Origin of the sequence: Stutzerimonas stutzeri, from assembly GCF_051028275.1 — a bacterium.
GTDB classification, from domain to species: Bacteria; Pseudomonadota; Gammaproteobacteria; order Pseudomonadales; family Pseudomonadaceae; genus Stutzerimonas; species Stutzerimonas stutzeri_AS.
This window is the reverse complement of sequence record NZ_CP069269.1, coordinates 950,341-976,203: the sequence shown is the minus strand read 5'-3', so window position 1 is coordinate 976,203 and position 25,863 is coordinate 950,341. Positions and strand designations below refer to the sequence as shown.

General features: G+C 58.4%; 29 protein-coding genes. 12 read left to right on the top strand and 17 right to left on the bottom strand.

All coding sequences use genetic code 11. The features are described from left to right. Positions 1 to 147: 147 nt before the first annotated feature. The 3 genes from cysN to JQR87_RS04430 form a co-directional block, all read right to left on the bottom strand. Entirely contained in the window at positions 148 to 2,046 is a 1,899-nt protein-coding gene (gene cysN, locus JQR87_RS04440) for a sulfate adenylyltransferase subunit CysN (RefSeq protein WP_407292137.1), read from the bottom strand. Positions 2,047 to 2,058: 12 nt separating this feature from the next. Then, a complete protein-coding gene (cysD, locus tag JQR87_RS04435; RefSeq protein ID WP_407292138.1) occupies positions 2,059 to 2,976 on the bottom strand; it encodes a sulfate adenylyltransferase subunit CysD in 918 nt (305 codons plus the stop codon). 174 nt (positions 2,977 to 3,150) lie between these two features. Further along, positions 3,151 to 3,909 carry a Nif3-like dinuclear metal center hexameric protein gene (locus tag JQR87_RS04430; RefSeq protein WP_407292141.1) on the bottom strand — a complete coding sequence of 253 codons (759 nt, stop codon included), beginning with the start codon at positions 3,907 to 3,909 and terminating at the stop codon, positions 3,151 to 3,153. Positions 3,910 to 4,115: 206 nt separating this feature from the next. Between JQR87_RS04430 and algW the strand changes: the two genes are divergently transcribed. Beyond that, entirely contained in the window at positions 4,116 to 5,273 is a 1,158-nt protein-coding gene (gene algW / locus JQR87_RS04425; protein ID WP_407292143.1) for a Do family serine endopeptidase AlgW, read from the top strand. A gap of 144 nt (positions 5,274 to 5,417) precedes the next feature. Here the strand turns inward: algW and hisC are convergent, their stop codons facing one another. From hisC to JQR87_RS04370, 11 genes are all read right to left on the bottom strand, one after another. Beyond that, positions 5,418 to 6,473, bottom strand: coding sequence for a histidinol-phosphate transaminase (hisC, locus tag JQR87_RS04420; protein ID WP_407292145.1), 1,056 nt, complete (start codon positions 6,471 to 6,473; stop codon positions 5,418 to 5,420). Between the two features lie 126 nt (positions 6,474 to 6,599). Beyond that, positions 6,600 to 7,910 carry a histidinol dehydrogenase gene (gene hisD / locus JQR87_RS04415; protein WP_407292147.1) on the bottom strand — a complete coding sequence of 437 codons (1,311 nt, stop codon included), beginning with the start codon at positions 7,908 to 7,910 and terminating at the stop codon, positions 6,600 to 6,602. Positions 7,911 to 8,043: 133 nt separating this feature from the next. Continuing rightward, a complete protein-coding gene (gene hisG / locus JQR87_RS04410) occupies positions 8,044 to 8,673 on the bottom strand; it encodes an ATP phosphoribosyltransferase (protein ID WP_407292148.1) in 630 nt (209 codons plus the stop codon). A 119-nt stretch (positions 8,674 to 8,792) separates the two neighbouring features. Further along, the gene (gene murA, locus JQR87_RS04405; RefSeq protein ID WP_407292151.1) at positions 8,793 to 10,058 is read right to left on the bottom strand and encodes a UDP-N-acetylglucosamine 1-carboxyvinyltransferase; all 1,266 of its coding nucleotides are present in this window, start codon (positions 10,056 to 10,058) and stop codon (positions 8,793 to 8,795) included. A 101-nt stretch (positions 10,059 to 10,159) separates the two neighbouring features. Beyond that, positions 10,160 to 10,399: a BolA family protein gene (locus tag JQR87_RS04400; RefSeq protein ID WP_407292155.1), complete on the bottom strand. Its 240-nt coding sequence runs from the start codon at positions 10,397 to 10,399 to the stop codon at positions 10,160 to 10,162. Between the two features lie 99 nt (positions 10,400 to 10,498). Further along, positions 10,499 to 10,981, bottom strand: coding sequence for a phosphate-starvation-inducible protein PsiE (locus tag JQR87_RS04395; RefSeq protein WP_407292157.1), 483 nt, complete (start codon positions 10,979 to 10,981; stop codon positions 10,499 to 10,501). Further along, positions 10,981 to 11,307: an STAS domain-containing protein gene (locus JQR87_RS04390; protein WP_407292160.1), complete on the bottom strand. Its 327-nt coding sequence runs from the start codon at positions 11,305 to 11,307 to the stop codon at positions 10,981 to 10,983. Before JQR87_RS04390 ends, JQR87_RS04395 begins: the two co-directional genes overlap by 1 nt. Next, positions 11,300 to 11,950 carry an MlaC/ttg2D family ABC transporter substrate-binding protein gene (locus JQR87_RS04385; RefSeq protein ID WP_407292162.1) on the bottom strand — a complete coding sequence of 217 codons (651 nt, stop codon included), beginning with the start codon at positions 11,948 to 11,950 and terminating at the stop codon, positions 11,300 to 11,302. Before JQR87_RS04385 ends, JQR87_RS04390 begins: the two co-directional genes overlap by 8 nt. 11 nt (positions 11,951 to 11,961) lie before the next feature. Beyond that, positions 11,962 to 12,420, bottom strand: coding sequence for an outer membrane lipid asymmetry maintenance protein MlaD (mlaD, locus tag JQR87_RS04380; RefSeq protein ID WP_407292164.1), 459 nt, complete (start codon positions 12,418 to 12,420; stop codon positions 11,962 to 11,964). Next, complete coding sequence (gene mlaE, locus JQR87_RS04375) at positions 12,420 to 13,217, bottom strand: lipid asymmetry maintenance ABC transporter permease subunit MlaE (RefSeq protein ID WP_407292167.1); 798 nt, start codon at positions 13,215 to 13,217, stop codon at positions 12,420 to 12,422. The genes mlaD and mlaE overlap by 1 nt, the downstream gene beginning before the upstream one ends. After that, positions 13,210 to 14,025 carry an ATP-binding cassette domain-containing protein gene (locus JQR87_RS04370; protein ID WP_407292168.1) on the bottom strand — a complete coding sequence of 272 codons (816 nt, stop codon included), beginning with the start codon at positions 14,023 to 14,025 and terminating at the stop codon, positions 13,210 to 13,212. The genes mlaE and JQR87_RS04370 overlap by 8 nt, the downstream gene beginning before the upstream one ends. Before the next feature lie 259 nt (positions 14,026 to 14,284). Here JQR87_RS04370 and JQR87_RS04365 point away from each other — a divergent pair, with 259 nt between their 5' ends. The 10 genes from JQR87_RS04365 (at position 14,285) to JQR87_RS04320 (ending at position 21,398) form a co-directional block, all read left to right on the top strand. Continuing rightward, positions 14,285 to 15,259, top strand: a complete 975-nt coding sequence (locus JQR87_RS04365; protein ID WP_407292171.1) for a KpsF/GutQ family sugar-phosphate isomerase — start codon at positions 14,285 to 14,287, stop codon at positions 15,257 to 15,259. Continuing rightward, positions 15,260 to 15,781 (top strand): KdsC family phosphatase, encoded by a 522-nt coding sequence (locus JQR87_RS04360; protein WP_407292173.1) that lies wholly within the window; start codon positions 15,260 to 15,262, stop codon positions 15,779 to 15,781. Positions 15,782 to 15,789: 8 nt separating this feature from the next. Beyond that, entirely contained in the window at positions 15,790 to 16,362 is a 573-nt protein-coding gene (gene lptC / locus JQR87_RS04355; RefSeq protein ID WP_407292175.1) for an LPS export ABC transporter periplasmic protein LptC, read from the top strand. Next, on the top strand, positions 16,349 to 16,897 hold the full coding sequence (lptA, locus tag JQR87_RS04350) for a lipopolysaccharide transport periplasmic protein LptA (RefSeq protein WP_407292178.1): 549 nt from the start codon (positions 16,349 to 16,351) through the stop codon (positions 16,895 to 16,897). Before lptC ends, lptA begins: the two co-directional genes overlap by 14 nt. Further along, positions 16,897 to 17,622, top strand: a complete 726-nt coding sequence (lptB, locus tag JQR87_RS04345) for an LPS export ABC transporter ATP-binding protein (RefSeq protein ID WP_407292181.1) — start codon at positions 16,897 to 16,899, stop codon at positions 17,620 to 17,622. Before lptA ends, lptB begins: the two co-directional genes overlap by 1 nt. 143 nt (positions 17,623 to 17,765) lie before the next feature. Continuing rightward, positions 17,766 to 19,274, top strand: a complete 1,509-nt coding sequence (locus tag JQR87_RS04340) for an RNA polymerase factor sigma-54 (RefSeq protein ID WP_407292183.1) — start codon at positions 17,766 to 17,768, stop codon at positions 19,272 to 19,274. A gap of 78 nt (positions 19,275 to 19,352) precedes the next feature. Continuing rightward, positions 19,353 to 19,661, top strand: a complete 309-nt coding sequence (gene hpf, locus JQR87_RS04335; RefSeq protein ID WP_407292184.1) for a ribosome hibernation-promoting factor, HPF/YfiA family — start codon at positions 19,353 to 19,355, stop codon at positions 19,659 to 19,661. 6 nt (positions 19,662 to 19,667) lie between these two features. Beyond that, the gene (gene ptsN / locus JQR87_RS04330; RefSeq protein WP_407292187.1) at positions 19,668 to 20,132 is read left to right on the top strand and encodes a PTS IIA-like nitrogen regulatory protein PtsN; all 465 of its coding nucleotides are present in this window, start codon (positions 19,668 to 19,670) and stop codon (positions 20,130 to 20,132) included. Positions 20,133 to 20,259: 127 nt separating this feature from the next. Beyond that, the gene (rapZ, locus tag JQR87_RS04325; RefSeq protein WP_407292190.1) at positions 20,260 to 21,117 is read left to right on the top strand and encodes an RNase adapter RapZ; all 858 of its coding nucleotides are present in this window, start codon (positions 20,260 to 20,262) and stop codon (positions 21,115 to 21,117) included. 8 nt (positions 21,118 to 21,125) lie between these two features. After that, complete coding sequence (locus tag JQR87_RS04320; RefSeq protein WP_407292192.1) at positions 21,126 to 21,398, top strand: HPr family phosphocarrier protein; 273 nt, start codon at positions 21,126 to 21,128, stop codon at positions 21,396 to 21,398. Positions 21,399 to 21,488: 90 nt separating this feature from the next. Here the strand turns inward: JQR87_RS04320 and pmbA are convergent, their stop codons facing one another. Then, positions 21,489 to 22,835, bottom strand: coding sequence for a metalloprotease PmbA (gene pmbA / locus JQR87_RS04315; RefSeq protein WP_407292195.1), 1,347 nt, complete (start codon positions 22,833 to 22,835; stop codon positions 21,489 to 21,491). 106 nt (positions 22,836 to 22,941) lie between these two features. On the opposite strand from pmbA, the gene yjgA reads away from it, so the two are divergent. Then, positions 22,942 to 23,463, top strand: coding sequence for a ribosome biogenesis factor YjgA (gene yjgA / locus JQR87_RS04310; protein ID WP_407292198.1), 522 nt, complete (start codon positions 22,942 to 22,944; stop codon positions 23,461 to 23,463). A gap of 96 nt (positions 23,464 to 23,559) precedes the next feature. Here yjgA and tldD read toward each other — a convergent pair whose 3' ends face one another. Beyond that, positions 23,560 to 25,002, bottom strand: coding sequence for a metalloprotease TldD (tldD, locus tag JQR87_RS04305; RefSeq protein WP_407292201.1), 1,443 nt, complete (start codon positions 25,000 to 25,002; stop codon positions 23,560 to 23,562). Positions 25,003 to 25,004: 2 nt separating this feature from the next. Continuing rightward, positions 25,005 to 25,850 carry a carbon-nitrogen hydrolase family protein gene (locus tag JQR87_RS04300; RefSeq protein WP_407292204.1) on the bottom strand — a complete coding sequence of 282 codons (846 nt, stop codon included), beginning with the start codon at positions 25,848 to 25,850 and terminating at the stop codon, positions 25,005 to 25,007. Positions 25,851 to 25,863 lie beyond the last annotated feature (13 nt).

Below are 25,863 nucleotides of genomic sequence, written 5' to 3'. Positions count from 1 at the left end.
ACTCCAGCCTTGAAACCCTAACCGCACCGTCCCTCGCGAACATCGGAATACGCCTTCGCCTATTCCAACCTACGCCTCCTTCGGATTCAGCCATTCAAACGAAGACGCCCTGCATCAGCAGGGCGCCTTTTTAGTCAAACTAACAGCTTAAATAACGCCGTTCATACGCAGCAGATCAATCACCTGCTTGGCCCCCTCTTCCGCTGTTAGCGACTCAGTATCGATCACCAGATCAGCGTCCACCGGTACATCATAGGGGAAGGAGTCACCTGGGATATTGTCGCCACCCGCCGCATATAGCCCCTGCGGATCGCGCTGCTGGCAAGTCTGCGGTGAAGCCTGGACGTAGACGGTAATCGTACGGTCTGTGCCTATTAGCGCCTTGGCCTGCTCGCGGCCTTCGGCATCGGGCGCGACGAAGGCTGCCAGAGTGATCAGGCCGGCTTCGTTAAACTGACGAGCCACATGCGCGGCACGGCGCCAGTTCTCGGTACGCCCTGCGCGATCTTGCGGTAGGCCCTTGTTGAGGTCGTGGCGCAGGTTCTGGCCATCCAGCACGTAAACAGCCCGGCCCATGTCGAAGAGCTTGCGCTCGACTGCGTATGCCAATGTGCTTTTGCCAGCACCTGACAGGCCCGTGAAGAGCACCGTAGCGGGCTGCTGACCGAAACGGCTGGCGCGTTCTTCAGTAGAGACATGAGCCAGCGCACCGTGATGCCCGGTCGAACCATGGGCGACCGGGTCGGCGATGATCATGCCCGCGCCGACGGTACCGTTGGTGAGGCGGTCGATAATGATGAACGAGCCGGTCGCCGGGTTCGTCGCATAACCATCTAGCGCAATCGGCGCGTCGAGACTGACCTTGACTCGCCCAATCTCGTTGAGTTGCAAGCTGCTCGCCGGGCCGTGCTCCAGGGTATTCACATCGACCCGATGGGTGATGCTGGCAATGGAGCCTGGCACATAGCTCGTGGCGCGTTTGATATCGTATTTCTTACCCGGCAGCATCGGTTCTTCAGCCATCCATACAAGCATGGCGTCGAACGCATCGGCAATACGCGGCTGGTTGTCGGCATGGACCAGCATGTCGCCGCGGGACACGTCGATCTCGTCTTCCAGCGTTAAGGTGATCGCCTCGCCTGGCGTAGCCTGCTCCAACTCACCGTCATAGGTGACGATAGACTTGACGGTGCTGCGCTTACCGGACGGTAACACCAGCACCTCATCGCCCTTGCGCACAATGCCGCTGGCCAGAGTGCCAGCGAAGCCGCGGAAATTGAGGTTCGGGCGATTGACGTACTGCACTGGGAAACGCAGGTCATCGAAGTTGCGGTCGCCAGCGATCTCGACGCTTTCAAGAATCTCCATGAGCGACTGGCCTTCGTACCACGGTGCACGCTCTGAGCGATTGACCACATTGTCGCCCTTGAGCGCGGACATCGGCACAAAGTGCAGCGACGTCGGCTGGAGCTCGATGCGCTCGGCGAACGCCAAGTAATCGGCCTTGATGCGCTCGAAGACCTGCTGATCGAAGTCCATCAGGTCCATCTTGTTGATGGCGACAACGATGTGCTTGATGCCCAGCAAGGAGGTGATGAAGCTGTGACGCTTGGTCTGGGTCTGCACGCCATAGCGGGCATCGACCAGAATGATCGCCAGGTCACAAGTGGAGGCGCCGGTGGCCATGTTGCGCGTGTACTGCTCATGACCGGGGGTGTCGGCAATGATGAACTTGCGTTTGGCGGTGGAGAAATAGCGGTAGGCGACATCGATGGTGATGCCCTGCTCGCGCTCGGCCTGCAAGCCGTCGACCAGCAACGCCAGATCGACGTCATCGCCCGTGGTGCCGGATTTCTTAGAGTCGCGGGTAATGGCTTCGAGGTGATCTTCATAGATCATCTTCGAGTCGTGCAGCAAACGCCCAATCAGGGTGCTCTTGCCGTCGTCGACGTTGCCGCAGGTCAGAAAGCGCAGCAGTTCTTTGCGTTCGTGCTGGGCCAGGTACGCGAGGATATCCTCGCTGATCAAATCGGACTGATGGGACATGGTGCGGAATCCTTAGAAGTAGCCCTGACGTTTCTTTTCTTCCATCGAACCTGCGCCGTCGTGATCGATGACACGACCCTGGCGTTCGGACGTACGCGTCAGGAGCATTTCCTGGATGATCTCCGGAAGGCTCGAGGCCGTGGATTCCACCGCGCCGGTCAACGGGTAGCAACCGAGGGTACGGAAACGGACCATGCGCTTCTCGATGCGTGCCTTTTCGTCATCGGTGAGATGCTCGAGGATGCGCTCGTCGTCGATCATGATCAGGGTGCCGTTCTTCTCGATAACCTCGCGTTCGGCGGCGAAGTACAGCGGCACGATCGGGATCTGTTCCAGATAGATGTATTGCCAAATGTCCAGCTCGGTCCAGTTCGACAGCGGGAAGACACGAATGGACTCGCCTTTCTTCACGTTGCCGTTGTACACGTTCCAGAGCTCCGGTCGCTGGTTCTTGGGGTCCCAACGATGCTTGCTATCCCGGAAGGAGTAGACGCGCTCTTTGGCGCGGGATTTCTCTTCGTCCCGCCGGGCACCCCCGAATGCAGCGTCAAAGCCGTGCTTATCGAGCGCTTGCTTGAGACCCTCGGTCTTCATGATGTCGGTGTGCTTGGCGCTGCCATGGGTGAACGGATTGATGTTCTGCGCCACGCCGTCGGGGTTGATGTGCGTGATCAGGTCCAGGTCCATTTCACTGACCATCTTCTCGCGGAAGCGGTACATCTCCTGAAACTTCCAGCGCGTGTCGACGTGCATCACAGGGAAAGGCAGGCGGCCAGGGAAAAACGCCTTGCGCGCCAGGTGCAGCATCACGGCAGAATCCTTGCCGATGGAATAGAGCATCACCGGGTTGTCGAACTCGGCGGCCACCTCACGAATGATGTGGATGCTTTCCGCCTCCAGCTGTTTCAGATGCGTCAGTTTGTCGACCATGGCTACTCACGATTTTTGCAGATGGAAGGCCGGCACGGCCTGGAGAGCGGCAACTTTAGCACGGCATTAAATTCTAATCAGGCCGCTGCTTAGACCTAAATGCTATAGCTTTATATCAGCCGAAACCCTGCATCGTCTGCGCCGGATAACGCTGCGTTCGGTGCCAAGACCGCGTCAGGCGGGATTCGGACAATCTATAAAAAGATGTTCGATGTCATAGCGCTTCGCCAGATATTCGCCCAGTGCTTTTACGCCATAGCGTTCAGTGGCGTGATGGCCCGCGGCAAAAAAGCTCAGCTGATTTTCCCGAGCAATATGGGCGGTCGGTTCGGATATTTCACCGGTCAGATAGGCATCGACACCCGCATCCACTGCCTTTTCGATATAGCCCTGAGCACCGCCGGTGCACCACGCGATGCGCCTGATTAATCCAGGGCCTTCGACCATCACGGGCTCCCGGCCTAGCGCGCTTTGCACCCGGAGCATGAAGTCTGCAGGCGAGAGTGGCGTATCGAGCGAACCGACAAGGCCAACCGACCGCGGATTGCCCGGATCCAACGGCCCCTCAACCGTCAGCCCTAGCATATGGGCCAGCTGCACGTTGTTACCCACCTCCGGATGCACGTCGAGTGGCAGATGGTAGGCCAGAAGACTGATGTCGTTGCAAAGTAACGTTTTCAGCCGTCGTTGCTTCATACCCACTAACCGGGAATCTTCGTTTTTCCAGAAATAGCCGTGGTGCACCAGTACGACATCCGCCTTCGCTTCAACTGCCAGATCGAGTAACGCCTGGCTGGCCGTTACTCCACTAACGATCCGTTGTACCTGCGAGCGCCCTTGTACCTGCAGCCCGTTGGGGCAGTAGTCTTGAAAACCAGTGGTGTTCAAGTAGCGATCGGTCTCCTCGACCAGAGTGGTCAGCGCAACGGCCATAAAGTGTCCTCTCAGAGATCATGCGTATCAAAACGACTTGCAGCGGATGTCAGCAGAACAGTATGCCTAGCGAAAGAGGCTACGCATCTAGGCGGTGTTCTGCAGTTTCGCCAGGGTAAGGCTGCATTTCGCGGCCAGCTTCGTATAATGCCGTCACCTTAAGAGGCGCTCTTGCCCTCCGCAACCTGTCCGGACCTCCAATCGCGATGATCAATGCCCTGCGTTTTCTTGGCTGGCCGTTGCTGGTTGGCCTGTTGCTGGCCCTACTGATCATTCAGCGCTATCCGCATCTGGTAGGTCTAAGTGACGAGCCAGAATATAGCCTGCAGCAAGCCCCCCTGATCGCCCTACCGCAGCAAGGCCCCTACTCTTATGCCAACGCCGTCAGCAGCGCGGCGCCCGCAGTAGCCAACCTCTATACCACCAAGGTGATAGACAGCTCCAGCCAGCCCCCCATGCTCAAGGACGATCCGCTGTTCCGGCGGTTCTATGGCGACAACCTGCCTCGTCAACGTCGGATGGAGTCGAGCCTGGGCTCAGCGGTGATCATGAGTCCGGAAGGCTACCTACTGACCAATAACCACGTGACCGCGAACGCCGAACAGATTGTCGTGGCATTGCGAGATGGCCGAGAAACGCTTGCACGGGTGATCGGCAGCGATCCTGAGACTGACCTGGCAGTGCTCAAGATCGATCTGGCCGACCTGCCTGCCATTACCATTGGCCGCTCGGATGGGATCCGCATCGGCGACGTTACACTGGCAATTGGAAATCCGTTCGGGGTGGGTCAGACCGTCACGATGGGCATCATCAGTGCAACCGGCCGCAACCAGCTGGGCCTTAACACCTACGAGGACTTCATCCAGACTGACGCGGCGATCAACCGTGGCAACTCTGGCGGCGCACTGGTTGACACAGCAGGTCACCTCATTGGCATCAATACGGCAATCATTTCCGAATCCGGCGGCTCACAGGGCATTGGTTTCGCCATCCCCGTGAAGCTTGCGCTGGATGTGATGAGATCAATCATCGAGCACGGTCAGGTCATTCGCGGCTGGCTCGGTGTGGAGGTGCAATCCCTCACACCGGAATTGGCCGAGTCTTTTGGCCAGGCGGGCCGGCCAGGTATCGTTGTTGCTGGCGTGTACCGCGACGGCCCAGCTGAGCGCGCCGGCCTGCTGCCCGGCGACCTGATTCTCAGCATTGATGGTGAACCCGCGAGCGATGGTCGCAATTCGATGAATCAAATTGCCCGCGTGCGTCCAGGAGACAAGATAGACATTGATATCCTGCGCAACGGCAAACCGATGACAATGACCGCTGAAATCGGAATGCGATCGCTGGTGGAAAAGCCTCCGCAGTAGAGGCGAAGGGCCTGGCGATAGGACGTTGAGCGACGTTCGCGTACTGCTCCCGCATATGCACTCGCTACAACGCCCGCCTCGACCCTGTCCACAGTGGTGATCGTAAACCGCATACGACTGTGCCGCACGCGGTCTGGCCGGGGCTCACCCAATACGCTTCAGCGCATCGAGCAAGGCCTGGTTCTGCTCCGGCGCGCCAATGGTGATGCGCAGGAACTGATCAATGCGCGGCAGTTTAAAGTGCCGAACAATGACGCCTTGCTCGCGCAGCCCAGCAGCCACGCCGGCAGCGTCACGCTGCGGATGGCGGGCAAAGATGAAGTTGGCTGCGGAGGGCAGCACCTCGAACCCCAGATCCTCAAGCGCGACCGTCAGGCCGTTGCGGCTAGCGATCACCTGCTCGCAGCACTGACTGAAATAGGCACGATCCTCGAACGCAGCTGCGGCGCCAGCGATAGCGATACGGTCCAGCGGGTAGGAGTTGAAACTGTTCTTGATACGCTCCAGCGCCTCGATCAGATCGGGATGCCCTACAGCGAGACCGACACGCAGGCCAGCCAACGAACGCGACTTGGACAACGTCTGGGTGACAAGCAGGTTCGGGTAGCGATCGACCAGGGCAACCGCTGATACGCCGCCAAAATCGATGTAGGCCTCGTCGACTACTACGACCGAATCAGGGTTCGCGCTCAACAGCCGCTCAATCGCGTCTAGCGCCAGCAAGCAGCCGGTCGGCGCGTTGGGATTGGGGAAGATGATCCCGCCATTGGGCTTGGCGTAATCGGCCACATCTATCTGGAAGCGGTCGTCCAACGCAACGGATTCATAAGTAATGCCGTAGAGGCCGCAATAGACGGGATAAAAGCTGTACGTCACATCCGGGAAGAGCAACGGTTTCCCGTGCTGGAAAAGCCCGTGAAAGATGTGCGCCAGCACCTCGTCCGAGCCATTGCCGACGAACACCTGCTCGGGACGAACCGCGTAATAGGCAGCAACTGCCTGCTTGAGGCGCTCGCCGTTCGGGTCTGGATACAACCGCAGGTTGTCATTCAGTTCAGCCTGCATCGCCGCGATCGCTTTGGGCGATGGGCCATAGGGGTTCTCATTGGTATTGAGCTTGACTAGATTGGTCAGCTTCGGCTGCTCGCCCGGCACATAGGGCACCAGCTCTTTGACGAAGGGGCTCCAGAATTTGCTCATTCGCCCTTCTCTCCTCAGGCAATAATCGATTTGCCGCCAGGTGGAATCGGCAAGGCGTTTCTACCGGTCGGGTTGGCATGGCTAGCAAGCGAAGCCTCAACCACTCCGCTTGGCCGCCATATGCAGCTACGGCTTGATTCGGTATTCGGCGCTGCGTGCGTGCGCCGTGAGCGACTCGCCGCGCGCCAGCACAGATGCAACTTTACCCAACGTGGACGCGCCGTCCGCCGAACAGTTGATAATCGACGACCGCTTCTGGAAATCGTACACACCCAATGGTGACGAAAACCGTGCGGTTCCTGACGTGGGCAATACGTGATTCGGGCCAGCGCAATAATCGCCCAGCGCCTCTGCGGTGTAGCGCCCCATGAAGATGGCGCCGGCGTGGCGAATCTGCGGTAGCCAATGATCCGGATCTTCGACAGACAGCTCGAGGTGTTCGGGTGCGATGCGATTGGCAACATCGATGGCCTGCTGCATATCAGCAACCTGGATCAACGCCCCGCGCCCCTGCAGCGAAGCACGAGCGATTTCGCTGCGCTCCAGGCTCGGCAGCAAGCGACCAATGCTCTCAGCTACCTGCTCAAGAAACTTCGCGTCCGGGCTGACGAGAATCGATTGGGCGTCCTCGTCATGCTCAGCCTGAGAGAACAGGTCCATGGCGATCCAATCCGGATCGGTTTGGCCGTCGCATACGACGAGGATTTCGGAGGGACCAGCAATCATGTCGATGCCGACCTTGCCGAATACGTGTCGCTTGGCCGTCGCAACATAGATATTGCCCGGCCCCACGATCTTGTCGACGGGCGGCACACTTTCAGTGCCGTAGGCCAGCGCAGCGACCGCCTGGGCGCCACCGATGGTGAAAACCTGGTCGACGCCGGCTATGCAGGCCGCGGCCAAAACGAGCTCATTGACCTCACCACGCGGAGTGGGCACAACCATGACAACTTCCGGTACGCCCGCAACCTTTGCCGGGATAGCGTTCATCAGCACAGACGACGGATACGATGCCTTGCCGCCCGGTACATAAAGCCCCGCGCGATCGAGCGGTGTGACTTTCTGGCCAAGCACGGTGCCGTCAGCTTCGGTGTAGGTCCAGGAGTCTTGCTTCTGCTTTTCATGGTAGGTGCGGACGCGTTCAGCCGCAGCCTCCAACGCTTGACGCTGAGCCGGACTGATTCGTGTAAGCGCCAACTCAAGCCGCTCACGCGGCAGAATCAGATCATCCATTGAAGCGACGTTCAGGCCGTCGAAGCGCTGAGTCAGCTCCACCAGCGCAGCATCACCGCGCTCACGCACAGCCCGGATGATCTCCAGCACGCGCTCGTTAACCCCATCGTCGGACACGCTTTCCCAGCTCAGCAGATGGTCCAGATGTCGGGCGAAATCGGGATCAGCGGCATTGAGTCGGCGAATGTCGATGGGAGCAGTCATAACGGGCCTCATGAAGAAATGAGTACAGCGGTGATCAGGCGCCCTAGACTAACAAGCCGACCGCGCGGGCACCTGGATATTTAGGCTATGACACGGATAGGCAGGCGGGCCGCGATGCGACCGGCAGCGTTGCTCAACCTTGATGTTCAATGGCGCTCTGGAGCGCCTCGATCAGTGCCTGGATGCGCGCATGCTGCATCTTCATAGAAGCTTTATTGACGACCAGCCGGGAGCTGATCATGGCAATCAGCTCCTGAGGTTCAAGACCGTTGGCACGCAAGGTATTACCGGTGTCGACGACATCGATGATCTTGTCCGCCAGCCCCACCAGCGGGGCGAGCTCCATCGAGCCGTAGAGTTTGATGATGTCGACCTGTCTGCCTTGTTCGGCGTAATAGCGTTTGGCGACGTTGACGAACTTGGTCGCGACCCGCAGTCGCCCCTTAGGTTCTGCCGCCCCGACCTTACCAGCCGTCATCAGCTTGCAATTGGCGATCTTCAGGTCCAACGGCTCGTACAGCCCTTGTCCGCCGTACTCCATCAACACATCTTTACCCGCCACGCCGAGATCCGCCGCTCCGTGCTCCACGTACGTCGGGACGTCGGTGGCTCGCACGATCAGCAAACGCACATCGTCTTGTGAAGTCGGGATGATCAGCTTGCGGCTTTTGTCGGGATTTTCGGTCGGCACGATACCGGCGGCTGCTAGCAACGGCAGCGTATCGTCGAGGATGCGTCCTTTGGAAAGGGCGATGGTGAGCATTGCGTTAATCCTTGGGTTCCGCTCTACGGCCGCCTGCGTCTAGTGCCTGCTGGCGACACACGACGGCTCGAACTGTTTTGATCGCCAGCACGCTGGCCCCTGCAAACAGCGATATCGCCTCAACCCGGTACGCGGCGAATCTTAGCGCCCAGCAGTTGCAGCTTTTCCTCGATGCATTCGTATCCGCGGTCGATGTGATAGATACGGTCGATCAGCGTGTCGCCTTCTGCAACCAGACCAGCGATCACCAGGCTCGCCGACGCGCGCAGATCGGTGGCCATGACAGGTGCGCCTTTGAGCTTCGGTACGCCGGTCACGATAGCGGTATTGCCTTCGACCAGAATCTGCGAACCCATGCGATTCATTTCGTAAACATGCATGAAACGATTTTCGAAAACCGTCTCGATGACCGTCCCGGTGCCCTCGGCTACAGCGTTCATGGATATGAACTGTGCCTGCATGTCGGTGGGGAACGCCGGGTATGGTGCGGTACGGATATTCACGGCTTTCGGCCGGTTACCCTTCATGTCGAGTTCGATCCAGTTGCTACCGGTATCGATATGGGCTCCCGCCTCCTCAAGCTTGTGCAGTACGGCTTCAAGCAGCGTGGCGTCGGTGTCCTTGAGACGAACGCGCCCCCCTGTTGCAGCAGCGGCGACGAGGTAGGTGCCGGTTTCGATACGGTCGGGCATCACACTGAAGCGCCCACCGCCGAGGCGTTTGACCCCATCAATCACAATGGTGTCAGTGCCTGCACCGGAGATCTGCGCACCCATGGCGTTGAGGAAGTTGGCCAGATCGACCACTTCAGGCTCGCGTGCGGCATTTTCCAGAACCGAACGACCGTTGGCCAATGCCGCAGCCATCATGATGTTCTCTGTACCGGTAACACTGACAATGTCGAAGAAGAAATGCGCACCACGCAGGCCACCAGCTGGCGCCTTGGCCTTAATGTAGCCACCTTCGACATCGATCTGCGCGCCCATCGCCTCCAGGCCGCGTATGTGCAGGTCTACCGGACGTGAGCCAATGGCACACCCGCCAGGCAATGCCACCTCGGCTTCGCCGAAGCGAGCCACCATCGGACCCAGCACAAGAATCGAGGCCCGCATGGTTTTGACCAATTCATAGGGCGCAACCAGTGTCTGGATGCTACTGGCATCTACTTCGACACTGAGTTTTTCATCAATGACTGGCTGCACACCCATACGACCGAACAGTTCGATCATGGTGGTGATGTCATGCAGGTGCGGCAGGTTGCAGACGGTGACCGGGGTATCGGCCAGCAAGGTAGCAGCGAGGATCGGCAAGGCCGAGTTTTTGGCGCCGGAGATGCGAATCTCGCCGTTGAGGCGGGCACCGCCGGTGATGATCAATTTATCCATGGTTGTTCCCGTAACCGGCAGGCTCGAAGCACTGGCGAAGAGAAGCTGTGCGGAACTTCAGCAGCTGCGCACGAGCGGAGAATGTCTGTTTCGATCAGCGATCAGCCGCGAGCAAGCCAGTCGGCACGACTGAAGAATTTCATCGTAACGGCGTGAATGCTGCCGTCGGCAATCCACGGGTTCAGATGAGCATAAATCTGCTGCTGGCGTTTGACCGGACTCAAGCCCGCCAATTCGTCGCTGATTACATTCAGCTGGAAGTTACAGCCCTCGCCTTCCACTTCCACCTGAGCGCCTGAAAGTTTCTCTTCCAGAAAATTCTTAACTTCTACGGCCTGCATGTTCAACCTCGATCGGCGCCAGACGCGCACGGTCGGCCATCATACAAAAAAGCCTGGAAACTGCGAACCCCGAACAGATGCCGACTGACGAATCCACCTTTAGTCGAGCGTTTCGGCATCGGCTCCCCGCCACTGTGGATGCCGGCTGGGGGGCGCCGCAGCCGGGAATCGGGACGATGCAAAGCGCACAACCAGGATAGCGAACGCCAGCAGCAGAATCGCCCCAGAAATATAAACGACCCCCATATCCGGCCGGTGATGATGAGAGACGTCGGAGATCAGTAGTCGCGTCAGTGCAGTTATCGCCACATAGATCAAAAAGCGCACCGGCATATGGTTGGTTTTGAAATAGATGCCAACCATGGCACCGAGCTCGAGGTAGATGAACAGCAGCAAGATATCATCGACGCTAATGCTGCCCTTTTCGACCATCCCCAGGAACGCGTCCAGCCCAGCCCAGGCCGTCACTGCACCGATCGCAAACAACGACAGGTAGTGAAACGTCTCTACAAACAGGTTTCCCAGTGATTCGGCGGCCAAGTGGACCTTGGCACGTGTCGACTCCGCCCAGCGCAGCAACATCAGACAGCTCCTTCTGCTTCATCTGCCAGCACGAGCACGTCCAGCAAACCGGACACGCGGGCAAGCTCGCGCATCTCGGCCGGTAGTCCCGTGATAACGACGTCATCCCCCTGTTTTTGCGCATCGCGAGAAAATGCCAACAGCAGTGACAAACCGACACTGCTGGACTTTTCCACCGAGGAGCAATCGACCCGCACACACTCGCCCTTATTTTGCTGGATCAGTGCCTGTCCTTGCTTCCGCAGAGCCGGGCCGGACTCGTAATCAAGCACGCCGGCCAAGCGAAGCTCACCGCCAGCGCCCCGCTCAACCCGCCCTTTAGTCATCGCCTGTCGCCTGTTGGCCCGCTCCGGTGTCCTTGGCCCGAGCCACCACTTCGGCCCAGCCGTTGATGGTTTTATCAAGGTCGCCGTTGTTTTTCTGCATGGCATCGGCGAACTGGTCGCGAAACAACTTGCCGATGTTGATGCCATTGATAATCACGTTACGCACCATCCAGTCGCCGTCATGATTGACCATGGTGTAGGACACAGGATAGATCTCGCCCTGGCGACCCGTTACCTCCATGCCAACGCTGGTGCGCTTGGGGTCCTGCTTGCCACTGGCAGGCAACACTCTGATCTGTTGATTGTTGTATTCAAGCAACGCATTGCCATAGAACTGCATCAGGCTGCGCTTGAAGTTTTCCTGGAAGCGGGACATCTGCTCGGGCGAGGCATTGCGTGAATATTTCACGGTCATGATGCTTCGCGAAATTCCCTCGGCATCCACCACCGGGCCAAGGATAGAGTTCAGTGACTCGTAAAAGGCGCTCGGATCCTGTCGATACTGCTCTTTATTTGCCTTGAGATCGGCAAGCAGTTCGTCCGTGGTCTGCTGGATCACTTCGTGAGCGCTAGGCGCTGCCTGAACTAACAAGGGAAAGGCAGCCAGCAGAACCAGCAAGCCGTGACGCAGGACAGTCATCATGGGGTTGTACCTCACTCTTTATTGACCGAATTGAGTAGAAACTTGCCTATCAGATCTTCCAGCACCAATGACGACTGGGTATCGCGGATGGTGTCACCATCACCCAGCGTTTCCTCTTCGCCACCGACGCTGATACCAACGTATTTCTCACCGAGCAGGCCAGCCGTCAGAATCGAAGCGGTAGAGTCGATGGGCAGGATATCGACATCCTTCTGCACTTCGAGCGTCACTCGGCCCGTGTAGCTCTCGCGATCCAGATCGATCGCCGTCACCTTACCAATGGTCACGCCCGCCATCGTGACCTTGGATCGGACACTGAGACCGGCGATATTGTCGAAGTAAGCGTAAAGCTTGTAGGTGTCGGCGCTGTTCACACTCAGTCCGCTAACCCGCAACGACAGCAGCAGCAAGGCCAGAACGCCCGCGAGCAGGAACAAACCAACACCAATCTCCAGGGTGCGGATACGCATCAAAAATCTCCAAACATCAACGCGGTCAAAATGAAGTCGAGGCCGAGCACCGCCAGCGAGGCGTAGACAACGGTCCGGGTAGTGGCACGACTGATCCCTTCGGACGTCGGTTCGCAATCGTAGCCCTGGAATACCGCGATCCAGGTCACCACGACGGCAAACACCATACTTTTGATGACGCCGTTCAACACATCGGAAGTGAAGGTGACGCTGTTCTGCATGTTGGCCCAGAACGAACCTTCATAAACGCCAAGCCAGTCCACAGCAACCATCGCGCCGCCCCAGATACCGACAACGTTGAAAATCACTGTAAGCAATGGCAGGGATATGAAGCCGGCCCAAAGCCGCGGCGCCACGATATACTTCAACGGATCGACGCCAATCACTTCAAGACTGGACAGTTGTTCGGTCGATTTCATGTTGCCGATTTCGGCTGCCAACGCCGAACCGGCGCGACCTGCGAACAATAGCGCCGTCACAACCGGACCCAACTCTCGCAACAGCGTCAGGGCAACCATCTGCCCGACGGCCTCTTCGGAACCATAGCTGCTGAGGATGCTGTAGCCCTGAAGGGCAAGCACCATGCCGATGAATGCTCCTGATACCAGGACGATTGCAAGGGACAACACGCCAACCGAATACAACTGCCTGATCAGCAGGGACAAACGGCCGTCCAGACCGCTGGGGCCAAATAAAGCGTGAAACAGGAACAAGGTCGCGCGCCCCTGAGCCGCGAGCACATTCATTCCCGATTCGCCAATACGGCGGACACGCTCGACCATAGAACGCTTACGCATCGGGGCCTCGCAGCAAATCTTCGGCATAAGCCGGGGCTGGATAATGGAAAGGCACTGGACCGTCCGCGGCCCCTTTCATGAATTGGCGAATCCGCAGGTTGGTCGACTCGTGAAGCTCAGCCGGCGTCCCCTGCCCCAGCACCTGACCATCACCCACTACGTAGATGTAGTCAGCAATACTCGCCGTTTCGGCCAGATCATGGGACACCACGATACTGGTGATGCCCAACGCATCCGTGAGCAGCCTGATCAGCTGCACCAGAACGCCCATGGCGATCGGGTCTTGGCCAGCAAAAGGTTCGTCATACATCAATATCTGCGGGTCCAATGCGATCGCCCGAGCCAGTGCCACCCGACGCTTCATCCCGCCGGACAGCTCCTCCGGCATCAGCTCGACCGCACCGCGAAGCCCTACCGCCTGCAGCTTCATCAGCACGATGTCCCGGATCATCTCTTCGGGCAGCTTGGTATGCACGCGCAAGGGAAAGGCGACGTTTTCGAACACGTCCAGGTCCGTGAACAACGCGCCACTCTGGAACAGCACCCCCATCTGCTTGCGCATGTCAAACAGCTCGCGCCGCGACAGGGTTGGAAGGTTGGTCCCGGCAACCCAGACTTCGCCTTGAGTTGGCTTGAGCTGGGCGGCCATTAAACGCAGCAGCGTGGTCTTGCCGCAGCCGGAAGGGCCCATGATGGCCGTCACCTTGCCGCGGGGAATGACAATGTCGACATTATTGAAAATGCTCCGCTCACCGCGCTTGAAGGTGACTCCCTTCAGCTCGACGGCGTTGGCGTTGGCGGCGCTCATCGGATCTCCTCGGATACAGCCTGCGGAATCAGACGCCCTCCGTGCTTTCGGAGATACTTCGCAGAGCCGTTTTGGCGCCGCGAACTATAGCACCGCGCCACGAGCGCCCCAAGCCAGTCTCTGTGTCCGTACATGAGCGAGCGCATGTTCGTTCAGCTTGAGTTCAGTTTTGGGCGCAACGATCAGCGAGGAGCCTTTTTAGTGAGCGGCAATCGGTTTGCAGCTATAATCCCGCGTTTTTGGTCCAGGCGATGAATACATGAGCCAGAGCAGCCAGCTGATCGAGACTGCCCAGCGCACCATCCGCATGGAAATCGAAGCAGTCGAGCAGCTCAGGACACGCATCGATGACCATTTCGTAAAAGCCTGTGAGCTCATCCTTGAGTGCAAGGGTCGAGTTGTCGTCGTCGGCATGGGCAAATCCGGACATATCGGCAACAAGATCGCAGCCACGCTTGCGAGCACCGGTACTACGGCTTTCTTTGTCCACCCTGCCGAAGCCAGCCATGGCGACATGGGCATGATCACACGTGACGATGTCGTTCTGGCTCTGTCCAACTCTGGCAGCACCAGCGAAATCGTGACATTGCTCCCGTTGATCAAGCGTCTCGGCATCACCCTCATCAGCATGACAGGTAACCCCGAGTCAGTCCTTGCCAAGGCGGCGTCAGTCAATATCGACGCAAGCGTCGCCATCGAGGCCTGCCCTTTGAACCTGGCGCCAACGTCGTCGACAACCGTCAGTCTGGTTCTGGGTGATGCGCTGGCAATTGCCCTACTGGAAGCTCGCGGCTTTACCGCTGAGGACTTTGCCTTCTCGCATCCAGGCGGCGCACTGGGCAGGCGTCTGCTACTGAAAGTCGAGCACGTGATGCACGCCGGCGATCGCCTGCCACTGGTTACCCGTGGCACATCGCTGCGCGAGGCACTGCTGGAGATGACCCAGAAGGGTCTTGGCATGACTGCAGTGATCGAGGAAGACGGCAGCTTGGCAGGAATCTTCACTGACGGTGATTTGCGCCGCACGCTGGACAAAGGCGTCGACGTGCGCCAGGCCAGCATTGATCAGGTCATGACGCCCCACGGCAAGACCGCCTGCGCAGACATGCTTGCCGCCGAGGCGTTGAAGATCATGGAAGACAACAAGATCAACGCCCTGGTGGTTGTGGATGAGCAAGACCGCCCCATAGGCGCGTTGAACATGCACGATCTGTTGCGTGCAGGAGTTATGTAAATGAACGACCTACTGCGTCGCGCGCGCAATATCCGCCTGGCAATCTTCGATGTGGACGGCGTGCTCACGGACGGAAAACTGTACTTCCTGGTCGACGGCACCGAGTTCAAGACCTTCAATACGCTGGACGGACACGGCATCAAGATGCTGATCAATTCTGGCGTACGCACCGCAATCATCAGCGGTCGAAAAACACCAGTGGTTGAGCGTCGGGCGCAAAATCTGGGTATTCAGCATCTGTATCAAGGCCGGGAAGACAAGCTTGCGGTGCTCGATGAGCTGCTCGGCGAGCTGGGGCTCGACTGCTCCGAAGTGGCCTATCTAGGCGATGATCTGCCCGACCTGCCCGTCATTCGCCGCGTCGGGCTGGGCATGGCAGTTGCCAGTGCCGACTCCTTCGTTCGCCAGCATGCCCACGGGGTCACCAGCGCCCGGGGTGGTGAAGGTGCGGCACGCGAATTCTGTGAATTGATTCTGCGCGCTCAAGGCAACCTCGATGCCGCGCAGGCTGCCTATCTTTAGAGGTTCCGATGCTCAGCAGAATCCGCTTTCCCGCAACGCTCCTGTTAGTCGCCCTGCTGCTGATCGCGATCGGCTACTGGAACATCCGCCCGGAAAGCTTCATGCAGGAAACGCCGGAAACCCCAGGCGAACAATCGCCGATCGATTTTTATGTGGTCAACTCCCGTACCGTGCAGTACCAGCCCGACGGCAAGCGCAGCTACGAGTTATCGGCGGAAAAGGTAGAGCACATCAAGGCCAGCGACGTCAGCCTGCTGACCCGCCCCGACCTGCGATCCTATAGAGGGACCGAGCTGCCATGGCATGTGACCAGCGAGCGCGGCGAAGTCGGCCCGCAAGGCGAAGAAGTCGAGCTGATCGATAACGTTAAAATTGAACGCAACGACGCCAAAGGGCGCCCAACGATCATCACCACCAGCAGGATGACAGTACTGCCGGATAAGGAATATGCCGAGACGCGCCAACCCGTTAGAATCGTCGCCGCAAATGGCGTGACGACCGCTACGGGCATGAAAGCGTATCTAGACGAAGGCAGGATGCTCCTGCTATCCAACGTAAGAGGCCAGCATGAGCTGCGTTAAGACCCTTCCCCTCCTGATTGGCTTGAGCATTTTCCTGCTTGGCTCGAACGCCCATGCGCTGCCAGAAGACCGCAATCAGCCCATACGGATCCAAGCCGACACTGCGGAACTGGACGACAGACAAGGCGTTGCCGTGTATCGGGGCGACGTGGTCATCACCCAAGGCACCATGAAGATCACGGGCGATACTGTAACCATTACGCAGAACGAGAACGGTGACGTCGAGGTTTTCACCTCCATCGGCAAGCCTGCGTACTACGAACAGAAACCGGCCGCAGACAAGGAAATTGTCAAAGCTTACGGTTTGACGATTCAGTACTTCGCTGCAAACGAACGCATCGTTCTGATCGACCAGGCAAAGGTCGTTCAAGAGGGCAACACCTTCGAGGGTGAGAAGATCGTCTATGACACCCAGCGACAGATCGTCAACGCTGGCCGCGCCACCAATACTGATGTCACTACACCGCGCCCTCGCGTAGACATGGTCATACAGCCGCGCAACAAGGAACAGTCGGCAACGGAGCAGGCCGAGTAATGGCGATTCTCAAAGCCCAGCATCTAGCGAAGAGCTACAAGAGCCGCCAGGTTGTTCGTGACGTAAGCTTATCCATTGAGAGCGGGCAAATAGTGGGGTTGCTGGGGCCTAACGGCGCCGGCAAAACCACCTGCTTTTACATGATTGTGGGATTGGTCAAAGCCGATCAGGGCCGGGTGCTGATCGACGATCAGGATGTAACCCACCTTCCGATGCATGGCCGCGCCCGAGCCGGCATTGGTTATCTGCCCCAAGAAGCCTCTATCTTTCGCAAGCTCACTGTTGCCGACAATATCATGGCGATCCTTCAAACACGCAGGGATCTTGATCGCAGCGGTCGGCAACAGGCTCTGGAAGGGCTGCTACAGGAGTTTCACATTCACCACATCCGCGACAGTCTCGGCATGAGTCTTTCCGGTGGCGAACGACGGCGTGTCGAGATTGCCCGCGCATTGGCTACGGCTCCCAAGTTCATTCTTCTCGATGAGCCCTTTGCTGGCGTCGATCCAATTTCGGTCGGCGACATCAAGCAGATCATCCACCACTTGAAAGCCAAAGGCATCGGCGTACTTATTACCGATCACAACGTCCGCGAAACGTTGGATATCTGCGAAACCGCCTATATCGTCAACGACGGACAGCTGATAGCCGAAGGCGATGCAGAGACGATCCTGGCCAACCAGCTGGTTAAGGAAGTCTATCTGGGGCACGAATTCCGACTTTGAAAAGTTTTCGGCCCCTGAGAGCTCCAAAGGGCTAGGCAAAGGCTTCGTTAGCAGGCATATAATTTGCTTACACAGGCGCTCGGCGTCAGCGAAATCGGAACAGGCGCGGTTGCGCCGGCAAACAAGGTTCGAAGTCCTCTGCCATGAAACCATCGCTAGTCCTGAAGATGGGCCAGCAGCTGACGATGACACCGCAGCTGCAACAAGCCATACGACTGCTCCAGTTGTCCACGCTCGACCTCCAACAGGAGATCCAGGAAGCGCTGGACTCCAACCCAATGCTCGAGCGGGAAGAAGACGGAGATGACTTCGACACCTCCGATCCGATGGCCGAGTCGGTCGAAAAGAAAACCGAAAGCGCCGCTACCGAGCAGACCGAACCAGACAACCACTACGAGGAGCCCACCCATACTGTCGAGAACCTTGAAGACAGCGATTGGGGTGACCGCATACCCGATGAGCTGCCCGTGGACACCGCCTGGGAAGACATCTATCAAACCAGCGCAAGCAGCTTGCCCAGCAATGATGACGATGAGTGGGACTTCACGACCCGCACATCATCAGGAGAAAGTCTGCAAAGCCATCTGCTCTGGCAGCTGAATCTTGCTCCAATGAGCGATACCGACCGCCTGATCGCGGTCACACTGATCGACTGCATTAATCCGCAAGGGTATCTGGACGAAACACTTGAAGAAGTCCTCGACTCGTTCGACCCGGAACTGGACATCGAACTCGACGAGATTGAAGTGGTGCTTCGTCGCATCCAGCAGTTCGAACCGGCGGGTGTTGGGGCCCGCAACCTTCGCGAGTGTCTACTCCTACAGCTTCGCCAACTACCCGAACGCACGCCATGGCTGAGCGAAGCCCTGCGGTTGGTAAGCGACCATCTGGATATTCTCGGCTCGCGCGATTACAGCCTGCTCATGCGCCGGATGAAGCTCAAGGAAGACGAGCTTCGCCAGGTAATCGACCTCATCCAGACACTTAATCCGCGACCCGGCTCGCAGATCGAAGCGGGCGAGCCGGAGTATGTCGTTCCCGACGTGATAGTACGCAAGCACAACGGCCGTTGGCTGGTTGAGCTCAATCAGGAAGCGATGCCGCGCCTGCGGGTAAACGCGCAATACGCAGGCTTCGTCAAACGTGCTGACTCCAGTGCGGATAACACCTTCATGCGCAACCAGCTTCAAGAGGCTCGCTGGTTCATCAAAAGCCTGCTCAGCCGCAACGAAACACTGATGAAGGTGGCTACACAGATCGTCGAGCACCAGCGCGGCTTCTTCGAGCACGGCGACGAGGCTATGAAGCCACTGGTCCTGCATGACATTGCCGAGGCAGTAGGCATGCACGAATCAACCATCTCTCGTGTCACCACGCAGAAGTTCATGCACACGCCGCGTGGCATCTACGAGCTCAAATATTTCTTCTCGAGCCATGTCAGTACAGCCGAAGGCGGCGAGTGCTCGTCAACCGCCATTCGCGCGATCATCAAAAAACTGGTGGCCGCGGAAAACCAGAAAAAGCCGTTGAGCGACAGCAAGATCGCTGGTTTACTGGAAGAACAAGGCATTCAGGTTGCACGCCGCACCGTCGCCAAGTATCGCGAATCGCTTGGGATCGCACCGTCCAGCGAGCGCAAGCGGTTGATGTAACGCCAGGCGACCCAGTGGACTTGTTCCGGCGACGGGTGTTCGGCCCGTTACCTCGCACGTGGCAAAAGGAGATGCAGTATGCAAATCAACATCACTGGCCTTCACCTCGAGATCACTGAACCCCTGCGTGACTATGTGGAAGAGAAGTTCGAGCGGCTAGAACGCCATTTCGACCGCATCATTGCCGTTCAGGTGGTCCTTCAGGTTGAAAAGCTCAAGCAAAAAGCTGAAGCCACACTCCACGTAGCGGGGCGCGAAGTTGTCGCCAATGCCGAGCATGGCGACATGTATGCCGCGATTGATCTGCTTGCAGACAAGCTCGACCGGCAGCTCATCAAACACAAAGAAAAACAGCTCGAACTCACTCAGGGCGCCCTGGCACGCTGACCCATTATGATCCGAATCGAAAATATCCTAACCCCCGGACGCGCCCTCGTGGGCGTTCCGGGCGGCAGCAAGAAGCGCGTCCTGGAACAGATCGCGAGAATACTTGGCCGGGATCTCCCAGACCTGGACGCTCAGGCCATTTTTGAAAGCTTTATCGCTCGCGAGAAGCTTGGTTCTACCGGCTTCGGTAATGGTATTGCGATCCCGCACTGCCGAATGCCTGGCTGTACATCACCGCTGAGTGCGGTTCTGCGGCTCGATGCGCCCGTTGACTTCGATGCGATCGATGGCGCACCCGTTGACCTGCTGTTCGTACTGCTTGTACCCGAAGCGGCCACGGATGAACATCTGGAGCTGCTACGCCAGATTGCAAGCATGCTGGACCGGGACGAGGTTCGCGAACGACTGCGTCAGGCCACTTCCGGGCAGGAGCTATACCAGGCAGTGGTCGATATACAAAGCGGCCGATAGGGCGCAACGCCAACCCAGCGCCCTACGCCGACGGAGGAACAGACGTGCCCTGCATCTTCACATACCTCCTCTATAAGGAGCACGCGCTACGAGCCCGGCATGCTTCGACCCTTTACGGCGCAGCGCGATGCGCCTGATCATCGTTAGCGGCCGCTCTGGCTCCGGCAAGAGTACAGCTCTGGATGTCCTCGAGGACAACGGCTTCTATTGCATCGATAATCTGCCCGCCGGGCTTCTTCCAGAGTTGGCGGAGCGAGCCCTCCTGCACACAGAGCTGCTTCAACCTCAGGTAGCCGTTTCCATCGATGCGCGCAATCTGCCCAGTCAGCTCCAGCGCTTCCCTGAGCTGCTCAAGGACGTCCGTGCGCGCTACATTCAATGCGATGTTATCTATCTCGACGCTGCGGACGAAACACTCCTAAAACGCTTCTCTGAAACACGTCGGCGACATCCGCTAACCAATCAGAACCGTTCGTTGGCAGAAGCCATCCGTGACGAGGAGCTGCTTTTAGCGCCCATCATCGATAACGCTGACCTGAAGATCGACACCACGCACCTGAATCTTTATCAGCTGCGGGACACACTCAAGCTGCGCCTGCTGAACAAGCCGGAGCCAGGCACGGCTTTTCTCTTTGAGTCCTTTGGCTTTAAAAGGGGGATGCCTGTAGATGCAGATCTGGTATTTGATGTTCGCTGTCTACCCAACCCGTACTGGAAAGCGGATCTGCGCGACTTTTCCGGGCTGGATCAGCCCGTTATCGACTATCTTGCTGGCCAGGCGGATGTCGAAGAAATGTATCAGGATATCCTTGCCTATCTAAGCAAGTGGTTGCCACGCTTCGCCGCCAGCAACCGTGCCTATGTCACGGTCGCTGTTGGTTGTACTGGCGGCCATCATCGCTCGGTCTACCTAGCCGAGCGGCTCGGTCAGGCGCTGCGTGCCCCTTTGAAAAACGTCCAGGTACGCCACCGCGACCTGGCTTAGGACCATCAATGCCTTCGTGTGAAATCACCATCATCAACAAGCTGGGGTTACATGCCCGTGCGGCTGCCAAATTCGTCGGTGTTGCGAACCGGTTTCCCTGTGATGTCAGGGTCGGGCGCAGCATAGCAAGTCTGGTAGACGGTAAAAGCATCATGGCTGTCATGATGCTTGCCGCGAGCAAGGACACGAACCTGCACGTGCACACTGAGGGGGAACAGGAGCAGGAGGCACTTGAAGCCCTTATCGCCTTGATCGAAGATTATTTCGAGGAAGGCGAATAAGCAGTCCCAGCCCGCGTTAGCGTTGCGCCAGGTACGGCACCATCAAGAATAGAGCTGCGCCGTCTATCTCAATATCTAAGCCTGGTACTTTTACTGACCCGCAACCTTCATCCGCTCGATCAGTACTGAACCGGTATGAACGCTGCTTCGAGTTTCCAGATCGTTCCCCACGGCAACAATCTGGCTAAACATGTCGCGCAGGTTGCCCGCAATGGTGACTTCCTGGACTGGAAACTGGATTTCACCGTTTTCGACCCAAAAGCCACCAGCCCCGCGAGAGTAGTCGCCGGTAACAAGGTTCAGGCCCTGCCCCATCAGTTCGGTGACCAACAATCCACGGCCCATACGACGGATCAGTGCAGCTTGATCCTCATTTCCGTGGGTGACGAAAAGGTTGTGAACACCCCCGGCGTTGGCAGTGCTGGGCATGCCTAACTTGCGCCCTGAGTAGGTACTGAGCACGTAGGAAACCAGTTTGCCTTTTTCAACGAACGGCTTGGCGTAGGTCGCGAGCCCGTCACTGTCGTAGCCTGAACTGGCGAGCCCTCGGGGCAGATGCGGGCGCTCATCGAGACCGAGCCACTCGGGAAACAGCGTCTGGCCCAGCGCACCCTCCAGGTAGGAGGATTTGCGGTATAGATTGCCGCCTGAGATCGCAGAGAGAAAATGCCCGAATAGCCCGGTGGCCAGCTCTGATGAAAACAGTACCGGCACGTCGCACGTTGGAATGGGACGCGCGCCCAGGCGCCGAACGGCACGCTCAGCGGCGCGTCGCCCTATCGATTCGGCAGAAGCCAGGTTGGCCGCAACACGCGAAACGTCGTAGTGATAGTCTCGCTGCATCTGTCCGTCGGCCTCGGCAATCATGACACTGCTAAGGCTGTGGCGCGTGCTGCAATAAGCCCCTATAAAACCATTGCTGTTGCCATACCCCCGGCAGCCCCGGTGGGTGCTCAGGCTGGTGCCGTCAGCATTGCGAATACGTTGGTCGGCAGCGAACGCCGCAGCCTCGCAGCTGAGTGCAAGCTCGATAGCTTCATCCGGAGAGATACCCCAGGGATGGTACAGATCGAGGTCGGGCACGTTCCTCGCCATCAGGGATGGATCGGCGAGGCCGGCAAACTCGTCTTCCGAGGCATGCTTGGCAATCGCAAGCGCAGCCGCTACGGTCTCGCGAACCGCTTCTTCACCGCTGCCAGTGGTACTCGCCGAACCTTTGCGCTGGCCGACATAGAGTGTGATGCCAAAGCCCTGGTCGCGGTTGAATTCGACCGTTTCCACTTCACGTTGCCGAACCGTCGTCGACAGCCCCTGCTCCATCGAGACGGAGACTTCACACGCACTGGCACCCTGGCGGCTTGCCTCCTCCAAGATCATTTCGACCTTCTCACGCAAGCCTGGCAGTGCGTGTGGACCGATCCCCTCGACTTCACTCATAAGTTCTCCAACAACTGATGCGATCAAGATGCTGCTAACGGCGCTCGGCTGAGCTGCGTCGAAAGCCTGCTGTTATCATGGCGACATTCTCTAATGGACCAGCCCCATGTCTGATATCTCCGATCTCGACGGTTTCGAGGAAAAAAGCAAAACCCAGGTCAAGCGTGAGCTGCATGCTCTCCAGGACCTGGGCGAACGTCTCACCACCCTCAAACCCGATGTGCAAGATCGCTTGCCGCTCACCGATGCGCTGCGTAAGGCGCTGGCCGACGCGCCAAAACACACCGCCCATATCGCTCGCAAACGACACTTGCAGTACATCGGCAAGCTGATGCGTGACCAGGATACCGACGCCATCCTGGCCTTGGTCGATCAACTCGATGCGTCTACCCGTCAATATAACGAACGCTTTCATGCGCTAGAACGCTGGCGCGATCGTCTGATCTCCGGCAATGACGAAACCCTGGAGGCCTTCATCGTTGAGTATCCCGAAACTGACCGGCAGCATTTGCGCGGTCTGATCCGTCATGCCCAACACGAAGCGGCACGGAACAAGCCGCCAGCGGCCAGTCGCAAGATTTTCAAATACATCCGCCAGCTGGACGAAACCCAGCGCGGGTTGCGTTAACAGCAGCAGATTGCCAAAACCAGCAAGCGCTGGGACTGAAGCAGAACGTTCCGTCTGCTCCGGCTTTCAGCGCGACGGTTGCGATCCGCTGCTGACTCAAGCGCCCGTGCCTCCTACAGTGATCCCGTCTATTTTCAAGGTCGGCTGGCCTACGCCGACCGGTACAGACTGACCGTCCTTCCCGCAGGTCCCGACACCGCTATCCAGAGCCAGATCGGTGCCGACCATCGAAACTCGGTTCATCACTTCCGGTCCGTTTCCGATCAGGGTTGCCCCCTTCACGGGCGCAGTGATCTGGCCGTCTTCGATCAGATAGGCCTCACTGGTGCTAAACACGAATTTGCCACTCGTGATGTCCACCTGCCCGCCTCCGAGGCTTGCGCAATAGATGCCCTTCTTCACCGAACGGATGATTTCCTCCGGATCGCTTTCCCCCGCCAGCATATAGGTATTGGTCATCCGCGGCATCGGCAGGTGCGCATAGGATTCACGACGGCCATTGCCTGTCGGTGCGACGCCCATCAATCGAGCGTTCAGCTTGTCCTGGATGTAGCCTTTAAGGATGCCGTTCTCGATCAGGGTGGTGCACTGGGTTGGCGTCCCCTCGTCGTCGACGCTAAGCGAGCCACGACGATTAGCCAGCGTGCCGTCATCGACGATGGTGCACAGCTTGGAGGCGACCTGCTGGCCAATCCGCCCGCTGTAGGCCGAACTGCCCTTGCGATTGAAGTCGCCTTCAAGTCCGTGGCCGACTGCTTCGTGCAGCAGAACGCCAGACCATCCGGGCCCTAACACAACCGGCAGCGTCCCGGCCGGTGCAGCGACAGCCTCCAGATTAACCAGCGCCTGTCGTAGGGCTTCTCGGGCATACCCCATGGCCCGATCTTCGCTCAGGAAATAATCGTAACCGGTGCGTCCGCCACCACCGTGCCCACCGCGCTCCCGACGGCCATTCTGCTCGACAATGACGCTGACGTTGAAGCGCACCAAGGGGCGTATGTCAGCCGCCATGCCACCATCCAGAGCAGCGACCAGAATGTGCTCCCATACGCCTGCCAGGCTCACCGTGACTTGTTTGATCCGAGGATCCAATGCCCGCGTCGCGACATCGATACGTTTGAGCAGATCGACTTTCTCTGCCCGACCGAGCCCGTCCATGGGATTGTCCCGACCGTAAAGGGAAGCGAACACAGGCTTCGCCAACACCTGAACCCTGCCCTTCTGGCCCCCGCGAGCAATCGAGCGGGCAGCTTCGGCGGCCTGCCGAAGGGCATCGGGGGTAATCGCGTTGCTATAGGCAAAACCGGTCTTTTCACCCGACAGCGCGCGAACGCCCACGCCCTGTTCAAGATGAAAAGCACCCTCCTTGACGATGCCGTCTTCCAGAACCCAGGACTCGGTTACCTGATCCTGGAAATACAGATCTGCCGCGTCGATGCCCGGGCCCGCCAAGTCGCCGAGCAACTCTGGCAGGTCGTCTAGACCCAGCCCGCCTGGGGTCAGCAAACGCTCGGTGACAGGTAACAACAATTCGCTCATAACTACTCCAAAGTGCCCGAGACGAGACGGGGCGCAGGAAATCGACGGTGACTCAGCACCGGCATGCGTTGGCGTGTCGCCGCCTGGTCTGCTGTGCTTCGATCGGCTACCAGGACCGCTTCGCCAGTGGGTTGCTCTCGCAGCACACGTCCCCAGTAATCCACAATAGACGAATGACCGTAGGTCAACCGTCCGCCAGCATGCTGTCCGCCTTGTGCTGCCGCTAGCATATAGCACTGAGTCTCGATGGCCCGAGCACGAATCAAAATCTCCCAGTGCGCCTGCCCGGTCGCAGCCGTGAAAGCCGACGGGACACTGATCAGCTCCGCCCCGGCCAGACGCAGCGCCGAATACAATTCGGCGAAGCGCAAGTCGTAACAAACGGTCATGCCCAACCGTCCCACCGGCGTATCGACAACCACCAACCCATCGCCAGGCGCGCAGTCGTCAGACTCCCTATAGCGACCGCGCGCGTCGTCGATGTCCGCATCGAAAAGATGCAACTTGTCATAGCGCGCAACCCGGCTACCCTGATCATCGAAAAGCAAGGAGCAGGCCCTGACCTTGGCCTGCGGCTGGTCATCTGGCGGCAAGGGCAGCGTACCGGCGACAATCCATAACTTGAGGTCGATCGCAGCCTGTTTCAACCAAGGGAGTATCGGTCCGACGCCCTCGGCTTCAGCTCGGCCGATAGAGGAAAGATCGGTTCGACCCAGGGCTGCGAAGTTTTCCGGCAGCACTGCAAGCCGTGCGCCCGCCTCGGCGGCTTGCTCCAGGAGCTGCCTGGCGCTGACGAGATTTGCCTGAATCTCGCATTGGCTGACCATCTGGATAACCGCTAGGGTCATATTCGGCCTCTAG

Excerpts from the sequence above, each read along its gene's own strand:
- murA (WP_407292151.1), bottom strand. The coding sequence starts at position 10,058 with ATGGATAAATTGATCATCACCGGCGGTGCCCGCCTCAACGGCGAGATT.
- JQR87_RS04390 (WP_407292160.1), bottom strand. The coding sequence starts at position 11,307 with ATGACTAAAGGGCGGGTTGAGCGGGGCGCTGGCGGTGAGCTTCGCTTG.
- lptA (WP_407292178.1), top strand. The coding sequence starts at position 16,349 with ATGAGCTGCGTTAAGACCCTTCCCCTCCTGATTGGCTTGAGCATTTTC.
- JQR87_RS04300 (WP_407292204.1), bottom strand. The coding sequence starts at position 25,850 with ATGACCCTAGCGGTTATCCAGATGGTCAGCCAATGCGAGATTCAGGCA.
- JQR87_RS04365 (WP_407292171.1), top strand. The coding sequence starts at position 14,285 with ATGAGCCAGAGCAGCCAGCTGATCGAGACTGCCCAGCGCACCATCCGC.
- lptC (WP_407292175.1), top strand. The coding sequence starts at position 15,790 with ATGCTCAGCAGAATCCGCTTTCCCGCAACGCTCCTGTTAGTCGCCCTG.
- pmbA (WP_407292195.1), bottom strand. The coding sequence starts at position 22,835 with ATGAGTGAAGTCGAGGGGATCGGTCCACACGCACTGCCAGGCTTGCGT.
- rapZ (WP_407292190.1), top strand. The coding sequence starts at position 20,260 with ATGCGCCTGATCATCGTTAGCGGCCGCTCTGGCTCCGGCAAGAGTACA.
- hisD (WP_407292147.1), bottom strand. The coding sequence starts at position 7,910 with ATGACTGCTCCCATCGACATTCGCCGACTCAATGCCGCTGATCCCGAT.
- hpf (WP_407292184.1), top strand. The coding sequence starts at position 19,353 with ATGCAAATCAACATCACTGGCCTTCACCTCGAGATCACTGAACCCCTG.
- JQR87_RS04360 (WP_407292173.1), top strand. The coding sequence starts at position 15,260 with ATGAACGACCTACTGCGTCGCGCGCGCAATATCCGCCTGGCAATCTTC.
- hisG (WP_407292148.1), bottom strand. The coding sequence starts at position 8,673 with ATGCTCACCATCGCCCTTTCCAAAGGACGCATCCTCGACGATACGCTG.
- JQR87_RS04320 (WP_407292192.1), top strand. The coding sequence starts at position 21,126 with ATGCCTTCGTGTGAAATCACCATCATCAACAAGCTGGGGTTACATGCC.
- cysN (WP_407292137.1), bottom strand. The coding sequence starts at position 2,046 with ATGTCCCATCAGTCCGATTTGATCAGCGAGGATATCCTCGCGTACCTG.
- algW (WP_407292143.1), top strand. The coding sequence starts at position 4,116 with ATGATCAATGCCCTGCGTTTTCTTGGCTGGCCGTTGCTGGTTGGCCTG.
- JQR87_RS04370 (WP_407292168.1), bottom strand. The coding sequence starts at position 14,025 with ATGAGCGCCGCCAACGCCAACGCCGTCGAGCTGAAGGGAGTCACCTTC.
- yjgA (WP_407292198.1), top strand. The coding sequence starts at position 22,942 with ATGTCTGATATCTCCGATCTCGACGGTTTCGAGGAAAAAAGCAAAACC.
- JQR87_RS04340 (WP_407292183.1), top strand. The coding sequence starts at position 17,766 with ATGAAACCATCGCTAGTCCTGAAGATGGGCCAGCAGCTGACGATGACA.
- tldD (WP_407292201.1), bottom strand. The coding sequence starts at position 25,002 with ATGAGCGAATTGTTGTTACCTGTCACCGAGCGTTTGCTGACCCCAGGC.
- JQR87_RS04385 (WP_407292162.1), bottom strand. The coding sequence starts at position 11,950 with ATGATGACTGTCCTGCGTCACGGCTTGCTGGTTCTGCTGGCTGCCTTT.
- mlaE (WP_407292167.1), bottom strand. The coding sequence starts at position 13,217 with ATGCGTAAGCGTTCTATGGTCGAGCGTGTCCGCCGTATTGGCGAATCG.
- JQR87_RS04395 (WP_407292157.1), bottom strand. The coding sequence starts at position 10,981 with ATGTTGCTGCGCTGGGCGGAGTCGACACGTGCCAAGGTCCACTTGGCC.
- ptsN (WP_407292187.1), top strand. The coding sequence starts at position 19,668 with ATGATCCGAATCGAAAATATCCTAACCCCCGGACGCGCCCTCGTGGGC.
- mlaD (WP_407292164.1), bottom strand. The coding sequence starts at position 12,420 with ATGCGTATCCGCACCCTGGAGATTGGTGTTGGTTTGTTCCTGCTCGCG.
- cysD (WP_407292138.1), bottom strand. The coding sequence starts at position 2,976 with ATGGTCGACAAACTGACGCATCTGAAACAGCTGGAGGCGGAAAGCATC.
- JQR87_RS04400 (WP_407292155.1), bottom strand. The coding sequence starts at position 10,399 with ATGCAGGCCGTAGAAGTTAAGAATTTTCTGGAAGAGAAACTTTCAGGC.
- lptB (WP_407292181.1), top strand. The coding sequence starts at position 16,897 with ATGGCGATTCTCAAAGCCCAGCATCTAGCGAAGAGCTACAAGAGCCGC.
- JQR87_RS04430 (WP_407292141.1), bottom strand. The coding sequence starts at position 3,909 with ATGGCCGTTGCGCTGACCACTCTGGTCGAGGAGACCGATCGCTACTTG.
- hisC (WP_407292145.1), bottom strand. The coding sequence starts at position 6,473 with ATGAGCAAATTCTGGAGCCCCTTCGTCAAAGAGCTGGTGCCCTATGTG.